18 protein-coding genes and 1 tRNA gene are annotated in these 14,758 nt (G+C 67.7%); 11 read left to right on the top strand and 8 right to left on the bottom strand.

What is annotated here, in order from left to right:
* The first annotated feature begins 40 nt into the window (after nt 1-40).
* From R4I43_RS27510 to R4I43_RS27495, 4 genes are all read left to right on the top strand, one after another.
* Nucleotides 41-526, top strand: coding sequence for a single-stranded DNA-binding protein (locus tag R4I43_RS27510; RefSeq protein WP_281457526.1), 486 nt, complete (start codon nt 41-43; stop codon nt 524-526).
* Between the two features lie 50 nt (nt 527-576).
* A complete protein-coding gene (gene rpsR, locus R4I43_RS27505; RefSeq protein ID WP_093419808.1) occupies nt 577-813 on the top strand; it encodes a 30S ribosomal protein S18 in 237 nt (78 codons plus the stop codon).
* Between the two features lie 20 nt (nt 814-833).
* Nucleotides 834-1,286 carry a 50S ribosomal protein L9 gene (gene rplI, locus R4I43_RS27500; RefSeq protein ID WP_132672016.1) on the top strand — a complete coding sequence of 151 codons (453 nt, stop codon included), beginning with the start codon at nt 834-836 and terminating at the stop codon, nt 1,284-1,286.
* 485 nt (nt 1,287-1,771) lie between these two features.
* Nucleotides 1,772-4,837, top strand: coding sequence for a replicative DNA helicase (locus R4I43_RS27495; protein ID WP_456115136.1), 3,066 nt, complete (start codon nt 1,772-1,774; stop codon nt 4,835-4,837).
* 1 nt (nt 4,838) lies between these two features.
* Here R4I43_RS27495 and R4I43_RS27490 read toward each other — a convergent pair whose 3' ends face one another.
* From R4I43_RS27490 to R4I43_RS27475, 4 genes are all read right to left on the bottom strand, one after another.
* Nucleotides 4,839-5,372 (bottom strand): AAA family ATPase, encoded by a 534-nt coding sequence (locus R4I43_RS27490; RefSeq protein ID WP_324268590.1) that lies wholly within the window; start codon nt 5,370-5,372, stop codon nt 4,839-4,841.
* A gap of 204 nt (nt 5,373-5,576) precedes the next feature.
* Entirely contained in the window at nt 5,577-6,029 is a 453-nt protein-coding gene (locus tag R4I43_RS27485) for an SRPBCC family protein (protein WP_324268589.1), read from the bottom strand.
* A 39-nt stretch (nt 6,030-6,068) separates the two neighbouring features.
* Entirely contained in the window at nt 6,069-6,635 is a 567-nt protein-coding gene (locus tag R4I43_RS27480) for a DinB family protein (RefSeq protein WP_324268588.1), read from the bottom strand.
* Nucleotides 6,636-6,689: 54 nt separating this feature from the next.
* Entirely contained in the window at nt 6,690-7,313 is a 624-nt protein-coding gene (locus R4I43_RS27475; RefSeq protein WP_324268587.1) for a class I SAM-dependent methyltransferase, read from the bottom strand.
* Nucleotides 7,314-7,713: 400 nt separating this feature from the next.
* On the opposite strand from R4I43_RS27475, the gene R4I43_RS27470 reads away from it, so the two are divergent.
* Nucleotides 7,714-8,085 carry an SSI family serine proteinase inhibitor gene (locus R4I43_RS27470; RefSeq protein ID WP_324268586.1) on the top strand — a complete coding sequence of 124 codons (372 nt, stop codon included), beginning with the start codon at nt 7,714-7,716 and terminating at the stop codon, nt 8,083-8,085.
* A gap of 229 nt (nt 8,086-8,314) precedes the next feature.
* Here the strand turns inward: R4I43_RS27470 and R4I43_RS27465 are convergent, their stop codons facing one another.
* The gene (locus tag R4I43_RS27465; protein WP_324268585.1) at nt 8,315-8,971 is read right to left on the bottom strand and encodes a class I SAM-dependent methyltransferase; all 657 of its coding nucleotides are present in this window, start codon (nt 8,969-8,971) and stop codon (nt 8,315-8,317) included.
* 132 nt (nt 8,972-9,103) lie between these two features.
* Between R4I43_RS27465 and R4I43_RS27460 the strand changes: the two genes are divergently transcribed.
* Nucleotides 9,104-9,580, top strand: coding sequence for a nitroreductase family deazaflavin-dependent oxidoreductase (locus R4I43_RS27460; protein WP_324268584.1), 477 nt, complete (start codon nt 9,104-9,106; stop codon nt 9,578-9,580).
* Between the two features lie 21 nt (nt 9,581-9,601).
* On the opposite strand, the gene R4I43_RS27455 is transcribed toward R4I43_RS27460, so the two are convergent.
* On the bottom strand, nt 9,602-10,075 hold the full coding sequence (locus R4I43_RS27455; protein ID WP_324268583.1) for an OsmC family protein: 474 nt from the start codon (nt 10,073-10,075) through the stop codon (nt 9,602-9,604).
* A 191-nt stretch (nt 10,076-10,266) separates the two neighbouring features.
* Between R4I43_RS27455 and R4I43_RS27450 the strand changes: the two genes are divergently transcribed.
* The gene (locus R4I43_RS27450; RefSeq protein ID WP_324268582.1) at nt 10,267-10,839 is read left to right on the top strand and encodes a GNAT family N-acetyltransferase; all 573 of its coding nucleotides are present in this window, start codon (nt 10,267-10,269) and stop codon (nt 10,837-10,839) included.
* Between the two features lie 80 nt (nt 10,840-10,919).
* Here the strand turns inward: R4I43_RS27450 and R4I43_RS27445 are convergent.
* Nucleotides 10,920-10,990, bottom strand: a tRNA-Gly gene (locus R4I43_RS27445).
* A gap of 90 nt (nt 10,991-11,080) precedes the next feature.
* On the opposite strand from R4I43_RS27445, the gene dcd reads away from it, so the two are divergent.
* Complete coding sequence (gene dcd / locus R4I43_RS27440) at nt 11,081-11,662, top strand: dCTP deaminase (RefSeq protein ID WP_324268581.1); 582 nt, start codon at nt 11,081-11,083, stop codon at nt 11,660-11,662.
* Between the two features lie 274 nt (nt 11,663-11,936).
* Nucleotides 11,937-13,343, top strand: coding sequence for a sugar porter family MFS transporter (locus tag R4I43_RS27435; protein WP_324268580.1), 1,407 nt, complete (start codon nt 11,937-11,939; stop codon nt 13,341-13,343).
* Between the two features lie 58 nt (nt 13,344-13,401).
* Here R4I43_RS27435 and R4I43_RS27430 read toward each other — a convergent pair whose 3' ends face one another.
* A complete protein-coding gene (locus R4I43_RS27430) occupies nt 13,402-13,617 on the bottom strand; it encodes a hypothetical protein (RefSeq protein WP_324268579.1) in 216 nt (71 codons plus the stop codon).
* An 87-nt stretch (nt 13,618-13,704) separates the two neighbouring features.
* Here R4I43_RS27430 and R4I43_RS27425 point away from each other — a divergent pair, with 87 nt between their 5' ends.
* Both R4I43_RS27425 and R4I43_RS27420 read left to right on the top strand, forming a co-directional pair.
* On the top strand, nt 13,705-14,529 hold the full coding sequence (locus tag R4I43_RS27425) for a helix-turn-helix domain-containing protein (RefSeq protein WP_324268578.1): 825 nt from the start codon (nt 13,705-13,707) through the stop codon (nt 14,527-14,529).
* Nucleotides 14,489-14,758 (top strand): DUF397 domain-containing protein (locus tag R4I43_RS27420; RefSeq protein ID WP_324268633.1); only part of this gene is annotated, 270 nt, incomplete at its 3' end. The genes R4I43_RS27425 and R4I43_RS27420, both read left to right, overlap by 41 nt.

Raw genomic sequence — 14,758 nt, 5'->3', positions numbered from 1 at the left:
GGCCCGTACCCGCTAACGACCAGACTGGAGTCCCCAGGTCATGGCTGGTGAAACGGTAATCACGGTGGTCGGGAACCTGACCGCCGACCCGGAGCTGCGCTTCACTCCGTCCGGCGCCGCGGTCGCGAACTTCACGATCGCGTCCACGCCCCGGACCTTCGACCGCCAGAGCGGTGAGTGGAAGGACGGCGAGGCGCTGTTCCTGCGCTGCAACATCTGGCGGCAGGCCGCGGAGAACGTGGCCGAGTCGCTGACCCGGGGCATGCGGGTGATCGCGCAGGGTCGGTTGCGCCAGCGGTCCTTCGAGACCAAGGAAGGCGAGAAGCGCACGGTCGTCGAGCTCGAGGTCGACGACATCGGGCCCGCCCTGCGCTACGCCACCGCCAAGGTCAACAAGGTCAGCCGTGGTGGCGGCGGCGGGTTCGGTGGCGGCAGCGCCCCGGCCGGTCCGCCGGCCGACGACCCGTGGGGTTCGGCCCCGCCGGCGGGGTCCGGCGGCGGCTTCAGCGACGAGCCGCCGTTCTGACGGCCGCCGCAGCTAACGCTTAGGAAGTTTTTCGTTCAGGAGGAAGACCAATGGCCAAGGCGCCTGTGCGCAAGCCGAAGAAGAAGGTCTGCGTGTTCTGCAAGGACAAGGCCACGCTGATCGACTACAAGGACACGACTCTGCTGCGGAAGTACATCTCCGACCGCGGCAAGATCCGTGCCCGCCGGGTGACCGGCAACTGCAGCCAGCACCAGCGCGACGTCGCCATCGCGGTGAAGAACGCGCGTGAGATGGCTCTGCTGCCCTACACCTCGACCGCTCGCTGATCTGGGAAAGGAGTCACGTCATGAAGATCATCCTCACCGCTGACGTGTCCGGCCTCGGCGAGTCCGGCGACATCGTCGAGGTCAAGGACGGTTACGCGCGGAACTACCTGCTGCCCCGCAACCTGGCCATCGTGGCCACCAAGGGTGCGCAGAAGCAGGTCGAGACGATCCGTCGCGTCCAGGAGAACCGCCGGGTGCGGAACCTGGAGCACGCCCACGAGCTCAAGCAGCAGCTGCAGAACCTGGACGCGGTCACGCTGACCGCCAAGGTCTCGTCGCAGGGCAAGCTGTTCGGCTCGATCACCAGCGGCGACGTCGTCGCCGCGGTCCGCAAGGCCGGTGGCCCGAACCTCGACAAGCGTTCGGTCTCGCTGCGCGGCCACATCAAGTCGCTGGGCAAGCACGTCGTCGACGTGCAGCTGCACCCGGACGTGACGGCCAACGTCAACGTCCAGGTCACCGGCGAGCAGTGACCCGGTAGTACCGGATTCTTCAAGCGGCATCGTCCACTCCGGCATTCGTGTGACGGGGTGGACGATGCCGTCTTCCGGCCGTGCACTGGCGGTCACGACGATCTCTCGTGGATCACCCACCGTTGTTGATCGCGACACGCCGACGAGGGCGACACGCCGGGAGTTTTCCACGGATTTCTTCCACAGCCTGCGCACAGGCTCTGAACTGGGGTTTTTAGTCGATCAAGGCTACTTGTCCCCAAGTTGTCCCCAGTGGCGCGGAGCGCTGTCCGAAGTTATCCCCAGCTCGTTTCAACCTATCCACAGGTTGTCCCGAGATTTGTCCACAACTTGAGTTGCCTGCTCTATGCGGGCGATCTAGCTTCGCGCGCGTGCTCCCCTGCCTACGGTCCGTTCTCGGTACCGTGGCTGGAGCATGCGCAGGATCAGGTCGCCGTGGTGTGCGCGGACGACAGGCTGCTGGCCGGAGGAGGTGACGGGTTCCGGTGACGGTTCCCGACGAGCGGGAAGACGACCCGTACTTCACTGACAGCGGTGGAGGTGCACCCGGCGGCGCCAGCACGTTCGAGCGCCAGCCCCCGCAGGACCTGGCGGCCGAGCAGTCCGTGCTCGGCGGCATGATGCTGAGCAAGGACGCGATCGCCGACGTCGTCGAGGCGCTGAGCCCGAACGACTTCTACCGACCCGCGCACCAGGCGATCTACGACTGCGTCCTGGACCTCTACGGCCGCGGTGAACCGGCCGACGCGATCACGGTCTCGGCCGAGCTGGAGCGCCGCCAGGAGCTGGCCAAGGTCGGCGGCGCCCCGTACCTGCACACCTTGATCGCCACGGTCCCCACCGCGGCGAACGCCGGCTACTACGCCGAGATCGTCTCCGAGAAGGCGATCCTGCGCCGCCTCGTCGAGGCGGGCACCCGCATCGTGCAGCTGGGCTACCACGGTTCGGAGGGCGCCGCGATCGAGGAGGTCGTGGACCGCGCCCAGGCGTCGATCTACGACGTCACCGAGCGCAAGGCCAGCGAGGACTACCACGCCCTGGAGGAGCTCCTCCAGCCCACGATGGACGAGATCGACGCGATCGCGTCCCGTGGCGGCGAGTCCCAGGGCATCCCCACCGGCTTCGCCGACCTCGACGCCCTCACCAACGGCCTCCACGCAGGCCAGATGATCATCGTCGCGGCGCGGCCCGGTGTTGGTAAGGCGCTTGCCCTGGACACGCCACTGCCCACGCCCAGTGGCTGGACCACGATGGGCGAGGTCGAGGTCGGTGATCACCTCCTCGGCGCGGACGGTAAGCCCACCGAGGTCGTCGCTGCCACCGAGGTCATGCACGACCGCCCGTGTTACGAGGTCGAGTTCTCCGACGGCACGAAGGTCATCGCCGACGCCAACCACCAGTGGCGGTTGGACGACGGCGCGGTCCTCACGACCGAGAAGCTGATCTCGGTTGTTCCTGTCATCGTGGCGCATCGTGCTGACCTGAAGTTCACAGCTGTCAGGCCCGTCGACAGCGTGCCCGTTCGGTGCGTCGAGGTCGATTCCTCCGATCACCTCTACCTCGCCACGCAGTCGATGATCCCGACGCACAACTCCACCCTGGGACTGGACTTCGCCAGGTCAGCGTCGGTGAAGCACGGTTTGGCGAGCGTCATCTTCTCGCTGGAGATGGGGCGCACCGAGATCGTGATGCGCATGCTCTCCGCCGAGGCGCGGATCCGCCTGGGCGACATGCGCGGTGGTCGCATGACCGACGACGACTGGACGCGGCTGGCCCGGCGGATGAGCGAGATCAGCGAAGCGCCGCTGTTCGTCGACGACTCGCCGAACCTGACGATGATGGAGATCCGCGCCAAGGCCCGGCGCCTCAAGCAGCGGCACGACATCCAGCTCATCGTCGTGGACTACATGCAGCTGATGACCTCGGGCAAGCGCGTCGAGTCCCGTCAGCAGGAGGTCTCGGAGTTCTCCCGAAACCTCAAGCTGCTGGCCAAGGAGCTCGAAGTCCCGCTGGTCGCGATCTCCCAGCTCAACCGTGGCCCGGAGCAGCGGACGGACAAGAAGCCGCAGCTGTCGGACCTGCGCGAGTCGGGTTGTCTCACTGCCAACACCCGACTGTTGCGTGCCGACACCGGCGCCGAGGTCTCCTTCGGAGAATTGATGCGCACCGGTGAGCGTCCGGTCGTGTGGTCGCTAGACGAGCGCATGCGCCTGGTGGCCAAGCCCGTCACGAACGTCTTCTCCAGTGGCACCAAGGAAGTGTTCAAGGTCCGTCTCGCCTCGGGTCTGGAAGTCGAGGCGACGGCGAACCACCCCATGCTCACGTTGGACGGGTGGATGCCGTTGGGAGAGCTGACCGAAGGCTCCCGCGTGGCGGTGCCCCGGCACCTGCCTGACGCGCAAAGGACGAAGTCGCTTCCGGAAGCGGAGATCGTGCTGCTGGCGCACATGATTGGTGACGGCTCGATGGTCGCGCGCCAACCGATTCGCTACGCCAGCACCGACGAGGCCAACCTGGCCGCTGTCACCGAGGCCGCTGAGCACTTCGGCGTCACGGCGGAGCGCGACGATTACGCGACGGCGAAGGTCTCGACGCTTCGCCTCCCGGCTCCTTACCGCCTCACGCACGGCAAGCGGAACCCGATTGCCGCATGGCTCGACGAGCTGGGTCTGTTCGGGCTGCGCAGCTACGAGAAGTTCATCCCGAAGCAGGTCTTCGGCATGCCGAAGGACCAGATCGCACTGTTCCTCCGCCACATCTGGGCGACCGACGGATCGGTCCGCTGGGACGATGTAGCAAGCCAGGGCCGGATCTACTACGCGACGACGAGCCGTCGTCTCGCCGACGACTTGGCTCGTCTGCTGCTGCGGATCGGCGTGATGGCGCGCATCAAGCCGACGACGAAGAGCGGCTACCGCGACTGCTACCACGTGCTGGTCTACGGGGTGGAGAACCAGCTCAAGTTCCTCGACGAGGCGGGGGTGCACGGTGCTCGCGGCCAAGGTGCCGTCGAGGTTGCCGGGCATCTCCGCGAGATCGTGGCTAACACGAACCGCGACACGGTGCCGAAGGAGGTCTGGGACCGCGTTCGCAAACTGCTGGTCACCCGCTCCATGACGCATCGTGATTTCGCCAAGCGGATGGACACGCAGTTCTGCGGCTCAACGATGTGGAAGCACGCGCCCAGCCGAACCCGCCTCGCCCGGGCCGCGACCGTGCTGGAGGACGCCGACCTGGAGATGCTCGCCACGAACGACGTCTACTGGGACGAGATCGCCGAGGTCACCAGCATCGGCGAACAACCCGTCTACGACGCCACGGTCGACGGCACCCACAACTTCATCGCTGACGGCATCGCCATGCACAACTCGCTGGAGCAGGACGCGGACATGGTCATCCTGATCCACCGCCCCGACGCCTTCGAACGGGACGACCCGCGCATGGGCGAGGCGGACCTGATGATCGCCAAGCACCGTGCCGGCCCCACGGCCACCATCACGGTCGCCCACCAGCTCCACTACAGCCGTTTCGTCGACATGGCCCAGGAGTAGCTCAGCCCCCGGCGACGGCGCGCTCGATCAGGGACGCGCGTTCGTGCAGCGGAGCTGCGGGGACGTCGACGACGTCGAACCCGAGCTCGCGGTACACCTCCTCGTGAACTCGCTCGAAGACGAGCGATTCCTGCAGGTCGATCTGCCTGGCCTCGGTGGGTGTGAGGAACCCTTGGTTGCGGACGAGGAACACCGTCGTCGCGTAGGTGCTTCCGGAGGCGACGCGCTCGACCTCGTCGAGGAGCCGTCGAGGCGGCGCGAAGCCGAGGTACCGGCTCAGCGCGAGAGTGCACACCGGTGAGCGGTCGAAGAACGCGGAGCCCGAGGTGACGCGAGCGGCGCGCTGCTGCTGGAGCAGGAGCACCTTGTCGATGAAGGCCTCCTCGGTCCACGGCTCGTCGTTGCCCAAGGCCTGTTCGAGCGCGATGACGTCCGTCGCCGCCTCCTCGACGACGTCATGGCCCTCGACCTCCAACAGGCGCAGCAGAGCGGTCTTCCCAGCCCCAGGAGCCCCGGTCAGGACATATCCGGGCACAGCGGCCTACCTCCTTCAATCGTGCGGACAGCGCGACGGGTCGTACCCGCGGAGCGATGTGGGGAGATGAGTGATCGCATGACTGCGGAATCCGGGAGCCCAGCTCGACCGGAGCGGTCTGCGCGCTGATGTTATCGCGAGTCGTTCAGCCGCCACCGCTGTTCTCGAACGGTGGTTCTGCGTGCGAAATTTGCCGAGCTCTGATCAGCCTTGCTGTTCGGCGAGTTCGGCGAGTCGGTCGAGGGAGGCGCTGAGGTTTTCCGCGGTGGTGGCGCGGGCGCGGTCCAAGCGCTTCTCGTCGGTGAGGTTGGTCCAGTCGTAGGTGTGGGTGACCTGGGTGCGCCCGTCGCCGACGGGTTCGAGCTCCCAGCGCCAGAGGTGGCCGGGCGGCTGCTGGCCCGGTTCGGACGGGAGCCAGGCGATGCGCCGGCCCTCTTCGAACTCCACGATCCGGTTCTCCCGGACGCTGCCGCGGGTGAGCGTCATCGTGAACACCTCGCCGGTGGCGCGCATGCGCTGGCCTGCCGGGGCTTCCCGGAGGTTGTCGTTGCCGTCCCACCGCGGCTGCTGCGCGGGGTCGGCGATGAGCTCGAAGATGCGCTCCGCGCTGGCGGCGATCTCGCGGTCGCTGGACACGACGTGCTGCTGGGAGGTCACCACGTGATTGAAGCAGCACGGACCCGGTGAGGGGAACTCCTACCGCTCGCTGTGCGCGTACAGGTCGCGGATGAGGCAGACCTCGGAGATGTGGTGGATCAGCTCGCGGTGGATGTGCAGGACGAGTTCCGCCATCGGGGCGTTCGGGTAGGGCTCCTTCTCACCGACGGGCTCGCGGAGCTGGGCTTCGCTGAGGCCGCGCACTCCGGTCAGCCAGACGTCCAGCTGGGTTTCGAGCTGGTCGAGGGCGGTGGCGGCGTCGCCGGCGTACTCCCACGACTCGTAGGTCGCTTCGGGTGCGCCGAAGTGCGCGGCGCTGCGCGCGGCGAGGACGCCGACGATCACGTGCCCGAGGCGCCAGGCGATCGTGGTGAACGGCGCCGGGTCGGGGGTGGGGAAGCCGTAGTCGATCGTGAAGTTCCCGGCGCCGGCCTGGATCTGGGCGTTCGAGGTGCCGCGCGGCCGGACGTTCCAGGCGTCCGGCACCGGAGACCAGAAGTACTCGTCATCGCTGAGGCCTTCGAGGCGGGAGCGGATCTGGTTGTTCCAGTGCCACTCCCACTGCTCGCGCAGGGCCTGGTTCCAGTCGAATTCCTTGGCGTCCATGCCGTCAGCCTGGCACCACCGACCGACAACGGCACCGCCGGAGGCGCGACGGCTTCAGCGGGGCTTGTGGGCGAGGACGAAGGCTTGGGGTGTGCGCTCGCCCTCGGGTTGGCGGACGAGGGTGGCGTGGGGTGCTAGGCCTGCGCGGGTGACGAGGTCGGCGATGTCGGCCGGGTCGGATCGGAGGAATTCGAGGTCGATCCGGCGGTCGAAGGCCTCGGCGAGGTGGAGGGTGTCGCCGCCGGTCTGGAAGGCCAGCAGCAGGTGGCCGCCCGGGGCTAGGACGCGGGCGAACTCGGTGAACGCGCCGGGCAGGTCCTCGGGGGAGGTGTGGATGATCGAGTACCAGGAGACGATGCCGCCCAGGGATTCCTCGGGCAGGTCGAGGGTGGTCATCGAGGACTGGACGAACGTGACCTCCGGGAGCCGCGCGCGGGCCTCGTCGAGCATCGCGGCGGAGATGTCCACGCCGAACACGTCCACGCCCAGCCGGTGCAGGATCGCGGTCGCGTTGCCGGTGCCGCAGCCGACATCGGCCACGGGTCCGGAGGTGAGTTCGGCGAAGGTGGTGAGCATCGACCGGTCCAGCGGTTTCGAGTCGATCTCGGTGGCGAAGTGCTCGGCGTAGTCGGTGGCGATGAGGTCGTAGGAGGCCGCGGTGCGGGCGTAGTCGGTCACCGGGCGGAGGTTAGTCGGCCACCACGACGTTCCAGGCCGCTGCCGACTGGAGTTGCGGGTGGTGGGTGATCGGATTTCAATGGAAATCCGCGTCCCGATCTCAGCGGAAATCGGGTTTCGTGAATTCGGCTGAAATTCAGGAGAAGAGAGATGTCCTCAGTGGACGTGATTACTACTGGTGCGTCAAGTTCCCTGCGACGTCGCTTGCTTGGGTGAAACGAGGCTACGTCGGGTAGTGCAGTAGCGTGAAGCGCATCCAGTGTGGATGATCCGTCCACCGGACCGAACGCTCGCGAGGAACCGTTGTCGCGCAGCGGTTCTCTCGTGCTCAGTCCCCAGCTGTACCGACATCCTGCAACAGGAGAGTTGAGGAACGGTGTTTGCGAAACTGACTCGCCGAGTGCTCCTGGCGTCGGCGCTCATCGCCGGAACTGCCGTCGTCCCGGGCGTTGCCACCGCAGCGCCCCCCGACAGCGCGATGCGCCTGACGGTCGAGAGCAAGGTCCTCACCGCGAACAAGTTCGGTGAGCTCAAGTGCCACCCGGCCGGTGGCACGCACCAGCACGCCGCGAAGGCGTGCGAGGAGCTGGAGAAGGTCAACGGCGACTTCACCGCGATGCAGGCGAACCTGTCGAAGGCCTGCACGATGGAGTACCAGCCGGTCACGGCCAAGATCGAGGGCAAGTGGCGCGGCAAGGACGTCAGCTACACCCAGACCTTCTCCAACAGCTGCACGATGCAGGTCAAGACCGGGGTCGTCTTCGACCTCTGAGAACCCTGCTCGGCGGGCTCGCGTGGGAGTCCGCCGAGCAGCGGTCAGCTGTGGTGGCGCCGTGTCCAGACCGCCAGGCCGCTGCCGAGGATGATGAAGCCGGCCCCGCAGATGGCGACCAGTTGTGCCCACGCCATGCGATCACTCCTCATGTCGAGTACTCGGGCAAGTTAGCCCCGACGAAGTGGCCGAAAGCGGGACGGCGCGCGGCGATCCGCCCAGCTGTCCACTATCGAGTGAAGGTTGCCCGCCAGGAGTGCATCTCCGGGTTCGCCGGGAGTGGCAACGACTCGATCCGCACCGGCCGCAGGCCGCCGGTGGCGAAGGCGTCGATCTCGCCGCGGGTCAGCGGCCACGGCGGCCCGTCCACCTCGGCGCCCTCGGGCCGGATCCCGGAGATCACCAGCAATTGCCCGCCCGGTGCGACCAGGCCCGCGACCCGCTCGGTCGCTTCGGCGCGCAGCGACAGCGGCATCGACTGCACGGTGATCGACTCCAGCACGAGGTCGAACCCGCCGACCCACTCGGTGGGCGGATCGAGCAGGTCGGCGGTCACGTACTCGACGTCGGAACCGGCGTGGCGCTGCCGGGCGTCGCGGATCGCGGTCTCGGAGATGTCGAACGCCGTGGTCCGGAATCCCAGCGAGGCGGTGAACTCGGCGTCCCGCCCGTACCCGCAGCCGACCACCAGCGCAGACCGACCGGAGCCGTCGACGCCGCGACCCCACTCGGGCAGCAAGCCGTGCGGCGCCTCCAAATCCCACGGCACCACGGCCGCACCACCCGAAGCAGCGGCGTAGAGCGGCTCGAACCACCCGGTCGGCTCGCCCTTGGCCAAGGCCTCCCCGGCGAACCGGCTCGCGTCGACGTCCCGCGGATCCACCATTCCCCCAAGCACCTGGAAGTGTCAGAACCCGGACATCTTCTCAGCCGCGTCCACCGGATTTCCGCGCCTTCGAAACGCCCGGGCCGGAAGTGTGCTGTGCTGGTGGTGATCGCAGACCGCAGGAGGTCCTCGATGACGGACGCCCGCCTGGCCGAGCGGCTGCTCCGCACCCGGTGGCTCGTTCGCGCGCCCATCTGGCTGTTCCGCGCGCGCCTGGGGTGGGTGTTCGGGAAACGCCTGCTCATGCTGGAACACCTAGGCCGCAAGTCTCGACAGCCCAGGTACGTGGTGCTGGAACTCGTGGACCGCACGGCCTCCGGCTACGTCGTGGCCGCCGGCTTCGGCGAGCGGACCCAGTGGCTGCGCAACCTCGACGCCCACCCGGACGCGCACGTCTCCATCGGCGCGCGGATGCGGATCCCGGTGACGGCCAGGAGGCTCGCGCCCGCCGAAGCGGCAGAGACCCTCCAGCGCTACGCCGCCAGGAACCCGCGCGCGTGGGCCAAGCTGCGCCCGGTCTTCGAACGCACCCTCGGCACTCCCATCACCGACACCGGCACAGCACTGCCCATGATCGCCCTGACCGAGAAGGCCCCGTCGTCTCCGTAGGGCCGCATCCGCAGGGGTTGCTCAGAGGGTGCGGGCCTCGGGTTCGTGGCGGATCGGGAAGTTCACCGAGCGGGCGATGAAGCAGACCTCGTGGATCTTGGCGTGCAGGGCGTTGGCCTGGTCGATCATCGACTGCTCGGTGACGGTCACGCGCGGGCGGAGCGTCACCTCGGTCAGCTGGCCGCCTCCGCCGCGCTCGTCCATCGTCATGACGCCGCGGGCGTCGTCCTCGTAGTCGATGACGGTCACGCCGGCGTTCGCGCACAGGTGGAGGAACCAGAGCATGTGGCACTGGGCGACCGTGGCGACCAGCAGTTCTTCCGGGTTCCACCGAGACGGATCGCCCCGGAAGGCCGGGTCCGCGGAAGCCGCGATCGGGTCCTTGCCCTGCGCGAGGATCTCGTGCGCGCGGCTGAACGTGCGGTAGCTGTCTGTGCCCGTGCCGAGGTTGCCGGTCCACTCGATCGCAACGCTGTAGTCGTGCGTCTCCGCCATGCGGCGAGTCTAGGCAGCCGGTGTCGTCGGGAGGTGGGAAAACCCGAGCGGGCTGGACCGAAATTCGTTGGCCCTGCTGCACGGGCGGTTCTACCGTTCGGGTTCGGCATCCGGATCGCGGGCCGGTGTCGCGGCGGTGGCGGCTTCTTCAGCTTGGACATGCTGCTGTGGACGCATGACATTCTGGTGGCATGGCCTTCGAGGTTCTCCCGGCATCGTCTTTCGACGACGTGCGGGCTCTGGTCGGCCCGAAGTCTCCCACCGCCAACGTCTGCTGGTGCCTGAGCTACCGGGTCCCGTCCAAGCTCAACAACGAACTTCGCGGACCCGCACGTGGTGAGTACGTCCGCGAGCTGTGCCACCGCAAACCCCCGCCGGGGGTCATCGCCTACGACGGCGACGAGCCGGTGGGCTGGGCCGCGGTAGCACCGCGCTCGGAGACCTCCTTCGCCCGCAACCGGAAGATCCCGCACGTCGACGACCTGCCGGTCTGGTCGCTGTGGTGCGTCCGGGTCCGCCCCGGTCATCGGAAGCGGGGGATCTCGCACGCCCTGATCGCCGGGGCCGTCGAGTTCGCCCGTTCCCACGATGCGCCGGCGATCGAGGCGTACCCCCTGGACAGCGGGGAGGCTCGGGTGGACACGACGATGGCCTACGCCGGGCTTCGGAAGAACTTCGAGCGCGCTGGGTTCACGCACGCGGCTGACACCACCTCGGTGCTGGCCGGTCATCCCCGGGTCGTCATGCGGCTGGCACTGCGCTGAGCGTTGGCGCTGAAGACCTCGGACACGACGAAGGCCCAGGCGGAGCGGATCGTGCTCCTGACCTGGGCCTTTGCGCTGAGAGCGGATGACGGGAATCGAACCCGCGTTCTCAGCTTGGGAAGCTGATGTTCTACCATTGAACTACATCCGCATTCGTCGCAACGGTCGTCGCCGTTCGACGGTGCGTAGATTAGCACGGTGGGCGAGCAAGATCGACATTGGCTCCCGATACCCTTGTGGCGTGCTGCTGAGTGATCGGGACCTGCGTAAAGAGCTGGACGAGGGACGTCTCGAACTGGATCCGTTCGACCCGTCGATGATCCAGCCGTCGAGCATCGACGTGCGGCTGGACCGCTACTTCCGGGTCTTCGACAACACCCGGTACACCCACATCGATCCGTCGAAGCAGCAGGACGAGCTGACTTCCCTGGTGGAGAACCAGGAGGACGAGCCGTTCGTGCTGCACCCGGGCGAGTTCGTGCTGGGGTCGACCTTCGAGTCCGTGAAGCTCCCCGATGATCTCGCCAGCCGGCTGGAGGGCAAGTCCTCGCTGGGCCGGCTGGGTCTGCTGACGCACTCCACGGCCGGTTTCATCGACCCCGGTTTCAGCGGGCACATCACGCTGGAGCTGTCGAACGTGGCGAACCTGCCGATCACCCTGTGGCCCGGGATGAAGATCGGGCAGCTCTGCCTGCTGCGCCTGACCAGCCCGGCGGACTTCCCGTACGGGTCGAAGGAAGCCGGTTCTCGCTACCAGGGGCAGCGCGGTCCGACGCCCTCCCGCGCCTACCTCAACTTCAAGGTCACCGACACCCGCCGCTGAGCCCCCGCGCGCACTGCGGGTAGTCGTGCGCCTTCGTGCGCTCCGGGTCGCGCCGGATGCCGTGCGGAAGCGGTCGATGACCCTTCGCATTCCCAGTGAATGTGACGTTTTGCCAGGTAAACGCCGTTGCCTGCGGGTTTCGTTCCGCGTGAAACAAATCACCCTGAATCGAGCAAGGCAAGTGCGGGGTTCAGAACTTAGGATCCCCTCCGCCCGGCGCTCTGGAACGATCCCGCAACGGGGCGGATCGGCGTGTGGGCAAGCGGGAGATTCGATGTCCGCATTGCAGTCGCGTGCCCCGGGCGGAACCGCCAAGCTCGGGCACGTGGTGATGATCGCCGGGGCTGCGGCTCTCGGCGGCTTCTTGTTCGGCTACGACACCTCCGTCATCAACGGCGGTGTGGACGCGATCCAGGAGCACTTCGGCGTCGGCTCGGCCATGACGGGCCTGACCGTCTCGTCGGCGCTGCTGGGTTCGGCGGTCGGCGCCGGCATCGCTGGTGGCCTGGCCGACCGGATCGGCCGGATCCGGGTCATGCAGCTGGCCGCCGTGCTGTTCATCATCAGCGCCATCGGCTCGGCCGTTCCCTTCGCGATCTGGGACCTGGCGATCTGGCGCGTGGTCGGCGGTGTCGCCATCGGCATCGCCTCGGTGATCGCCCCGGCCTACATCGCCGAGGTGGCACCCGCTGAGTACCGGGGCAGGCTCGCCTCGTTGCAGCAGCTGGCGATCGTGCTCGGCATCGCCGTGTCGCAGCTGGTCAACTACGCCCTGGCGGCGTTCGCGGGCGGCAGCGCGTCCGGGATGCTGGGGCCGATCCAGGCCTGGCAGTGGATGCTGGGCGTCGCCGCGATCCCGGCCGTGGTCTACCTCGTGGTCGCCTCGGCGATCCCGGAGTCGCCGCGCTACCTGGTGGCCGCGGGCAAGGTCGACCGGGCGCGGGACGTGCTGAACAAGATCGAGCCCGGTGACGTGGACGCCAAGATCACCGAGATCAAGGACGCGCTGGGCGGCGAGCAGAAGCCGAAGCTGAGCGACCTGCGCGGCAAGTTCGGCGTGCTGCCGATCGTGTGGGTCGGCATGGCCATCGCCGCGTTGCAGCAGTTCGTCGGCATCAACGTGATCTTCTACTACTCGTCGTCGCTGTGGCACTCGGTCGGCATCAACGAGGAGAGCTCGCTGCTGCTGAGCCTGTTCACCTCGATCGTGAACATCATCGGCACGTTCGTGGCGATCGCGCTGGTCGACAAGATCGGCCGCAAGCCGCTGCTGGTGATCGGTTCGGTGGGCATGACGGTGTCGCTGGCCGTGACCGGCTGGGCGTTCAGCTTCGCGCAGGTCGTCGGCGAGGACGCCATCCTGCCGGCGCAGTGGGGCGTCGTCGCGCTGATCTCGGCGAGCGCGTTCGTGCTGTTCTTCGCCGCCTCGTGGGGCGTGGTGATGTGGGTGCTGCTGGGCGAGATGTTCCCAGCTCGCATCCGCGCGGCCGCGCTGGCGCTGGGCACCGCGACCAACTGGATCGCGAACTGGCTGGTGACGGTGAGCTTCCCGAGCATGCGGGACTGGAACCTGCCGGTCACGTACTTCATCTACGCGGCGTTCGCGGCGCTGTCGGTGGTGTTCGTGGTCAAGTACCTGAAGGAGACCAACGGCCGCTCCCTGGAGGAGATGGGCAGCTGACCTCCTCAGCGATCGATCGAGGGCGTTCCCGCAGGTGGGGAACGCCCTCGATCGCTTTTCAGGGCTCGGGGAAGTAGAGCGCCAGGTCGAAGATCCGGCCGAAGCTCTCGTCGGCCTGCTCCGCGCTGGCGCAGACCGCGAGCTGGTTCCTTCCGCCCTCCCGCCAGTACAGGACCGCCCTGCTCGCCAGCTCCATCCCCCACAGCCGCACGTGGTCGGGGTCCGGCGTTCCGTCGACGTTCTTCTCGGCCAAGCCGAAGATCCTCGGTGTCATCGCGTTGATGGTCCGGGCGGGATTCCCCGTTGGGATCACCGCAATCGGGAATCCCGGTCCTGGGTTCCCGCTGCGATCACGGAATTCGTGCGCAGCAGCCCCACGTTCCGGCGGCGCCGTCTCGCGCGGCGGATACGGCGGTTGCGGGAGGACGCCGGGCTCAACCAGGAGCAGGCCGCCGCTTCGCTGGACATGTCGACGAGTGCCCTCAGCCGCAAGGAGACCGGCGAGGTCGCCACCTCCGTGCATGAGGTGCGCTCGATGATGGACCTCTACGACGCCTACGACCCGGGGCTGGTCGACCTGGCCAGGTCGGCGAAGGCCAAGCCCTGGTGGCACGCGTACGGCATTGGTAATCGTGGCTATTACGTCCGCGAGTGGCAACTCGGGGTGATCCCGGGCATGTGCCAGACCTCCGAATACGCGAGAGCGCTGTTCGTCCGCTCGGTGGCACCTGACCGGGTTTCGGCGGTCACGGAGGCGCGGATGCGGAGAAAGGAACGCCTCGGCGACATGACGTACGAGGCGATCATCGAGGAATCCGTGCTGCGGAGGCCATTCGGCGGAGTCGATGTCGTGCGACGCCAGCTTCGGCACCTGGTCGAACTCGCCGCGCTGGACACCGTCACGATCCGGGTGCTGCCGACCGCTTCCGGCGCGCCCCTCGGCCTGGAGGGTTCCTTCGTGCTGCTCAGCTATCCGGACCCGGAAGACCCCGACGTGCTCTACCTCGAGCATGCTGCTGGCTCGACGCACATCGAAAATCCCGTGAGCGTCCAGCGGGCTACGCTGACCTTTGATCGCTTGCGGGCTACGGCGTTGAGTTGCGCGGACTCGCTCGCGCAGATCCGAGAGCTAGCGGAGGCCGAGCATGGATCTCACGAATGCCCAGTGGCGCAAGAGCAGTCATAGCGTCGGCGAAGGTTCGGCCTGCGTCGAGGTCGCGTTCCTCGACGAGGACATCGCTGTCAGGGACTCCAAGAGCCCGGACACCGGCGTCCTCGCCTTCCCCGCCGAGTCCTGGCGGCGGTTCTTAACTTCCCTCGAAGACCGCCGAAAGCGAGAAGGGGGGGGGGGGCGGGGGGGGGGGCGGGCGCCGCGGGGGCAAGCGCCCGGCACGGGGGGGGCGGGCCGCCGGCGG

The organism is Saccharopolyspora mangrovi (genome assembly GCF_035320975.1).
Classification (GTDB): Bacteria; Actinomycetota; Actinomycetes; order Mycobacteriales; family Pseudonocardiaceae; genus Saccharopolyspora; species Saccharopolyspora mangrovi.
The sequence above is the reverse complement of the archived record's forward strand: the minus strand, read 5'-3'. Positions and strand labels throughout refer to the sequence as shown.

Coding starts and splice junctions, on each gene's coding strand:
- R4I43_RS27510 (WP_281457526.1), top strand. CDS start 41: ATGGCTGGTGAAACGGTAATCACGGTGGTCGGGAACCTGACCGCCGAC.
- rpsR (WP_093419808.1), top strand. CDS start 577: ATGGCCAAGGCGCCTGTGCGCAAGCCGAAGAAGAAGGTCTGCGTGTTC.
- rplI (WP_132672016.1), top strand. CDS start 834: ATGAAGATCATCCTCACCGCTGACGTGTCCGGCCTCGGCGAGTCCGGC.
- R4I43_RS27480 (WP_324268588.1), bottom strand. CDS start 6,635: ATGGACGCCAAGGAATTCGACTGGAACCAGGCCCTGCGCGAGCAGTGG.
- R4I43_RS27465 (WP_324268585.1), bottom strand. CDS start 8,971: ATGGTGGATCCGCGGGACGTCGACGCGAGCCGGTTCGCCGGGGAGGCC.
- R4I43_RS27460 (WP_324268584.1), top strand. CDS start 9,104: ATGACGGACGCCCGCCTGGCCGAGCGGCTGCTCCGCACCCGGTGGCTC.
- R4I43_RS27455 (WP_324268583.1), bottom strand. CDS start 10,075: ATGGCGGAGACGCACGACTACAGCGTTGCGATCGAGTGGACCGGCAAC.
- R4I43_RS27450 (WP_324268582.1), top strand. CDS start 10,267: ATGGCCTTCGAGGTTCTCCCGGCATCGTCTTTCGACGACGTGCGGGCT.
- R4I43_RS27435 (WP_324268580.1), top strand. CDS start 11,937: ATGTCCGCATTGCAGTCGCGTGCCCCGGGCGGAACCGCCAAGCTCGGG.
- R4I43_RS27430 (WP_324268579.1), bottom strand. CDS start 13,617: ATGACACCGAGGATCTTCGGCTTGGCCGAGAAGAACGTCGACGGAACG.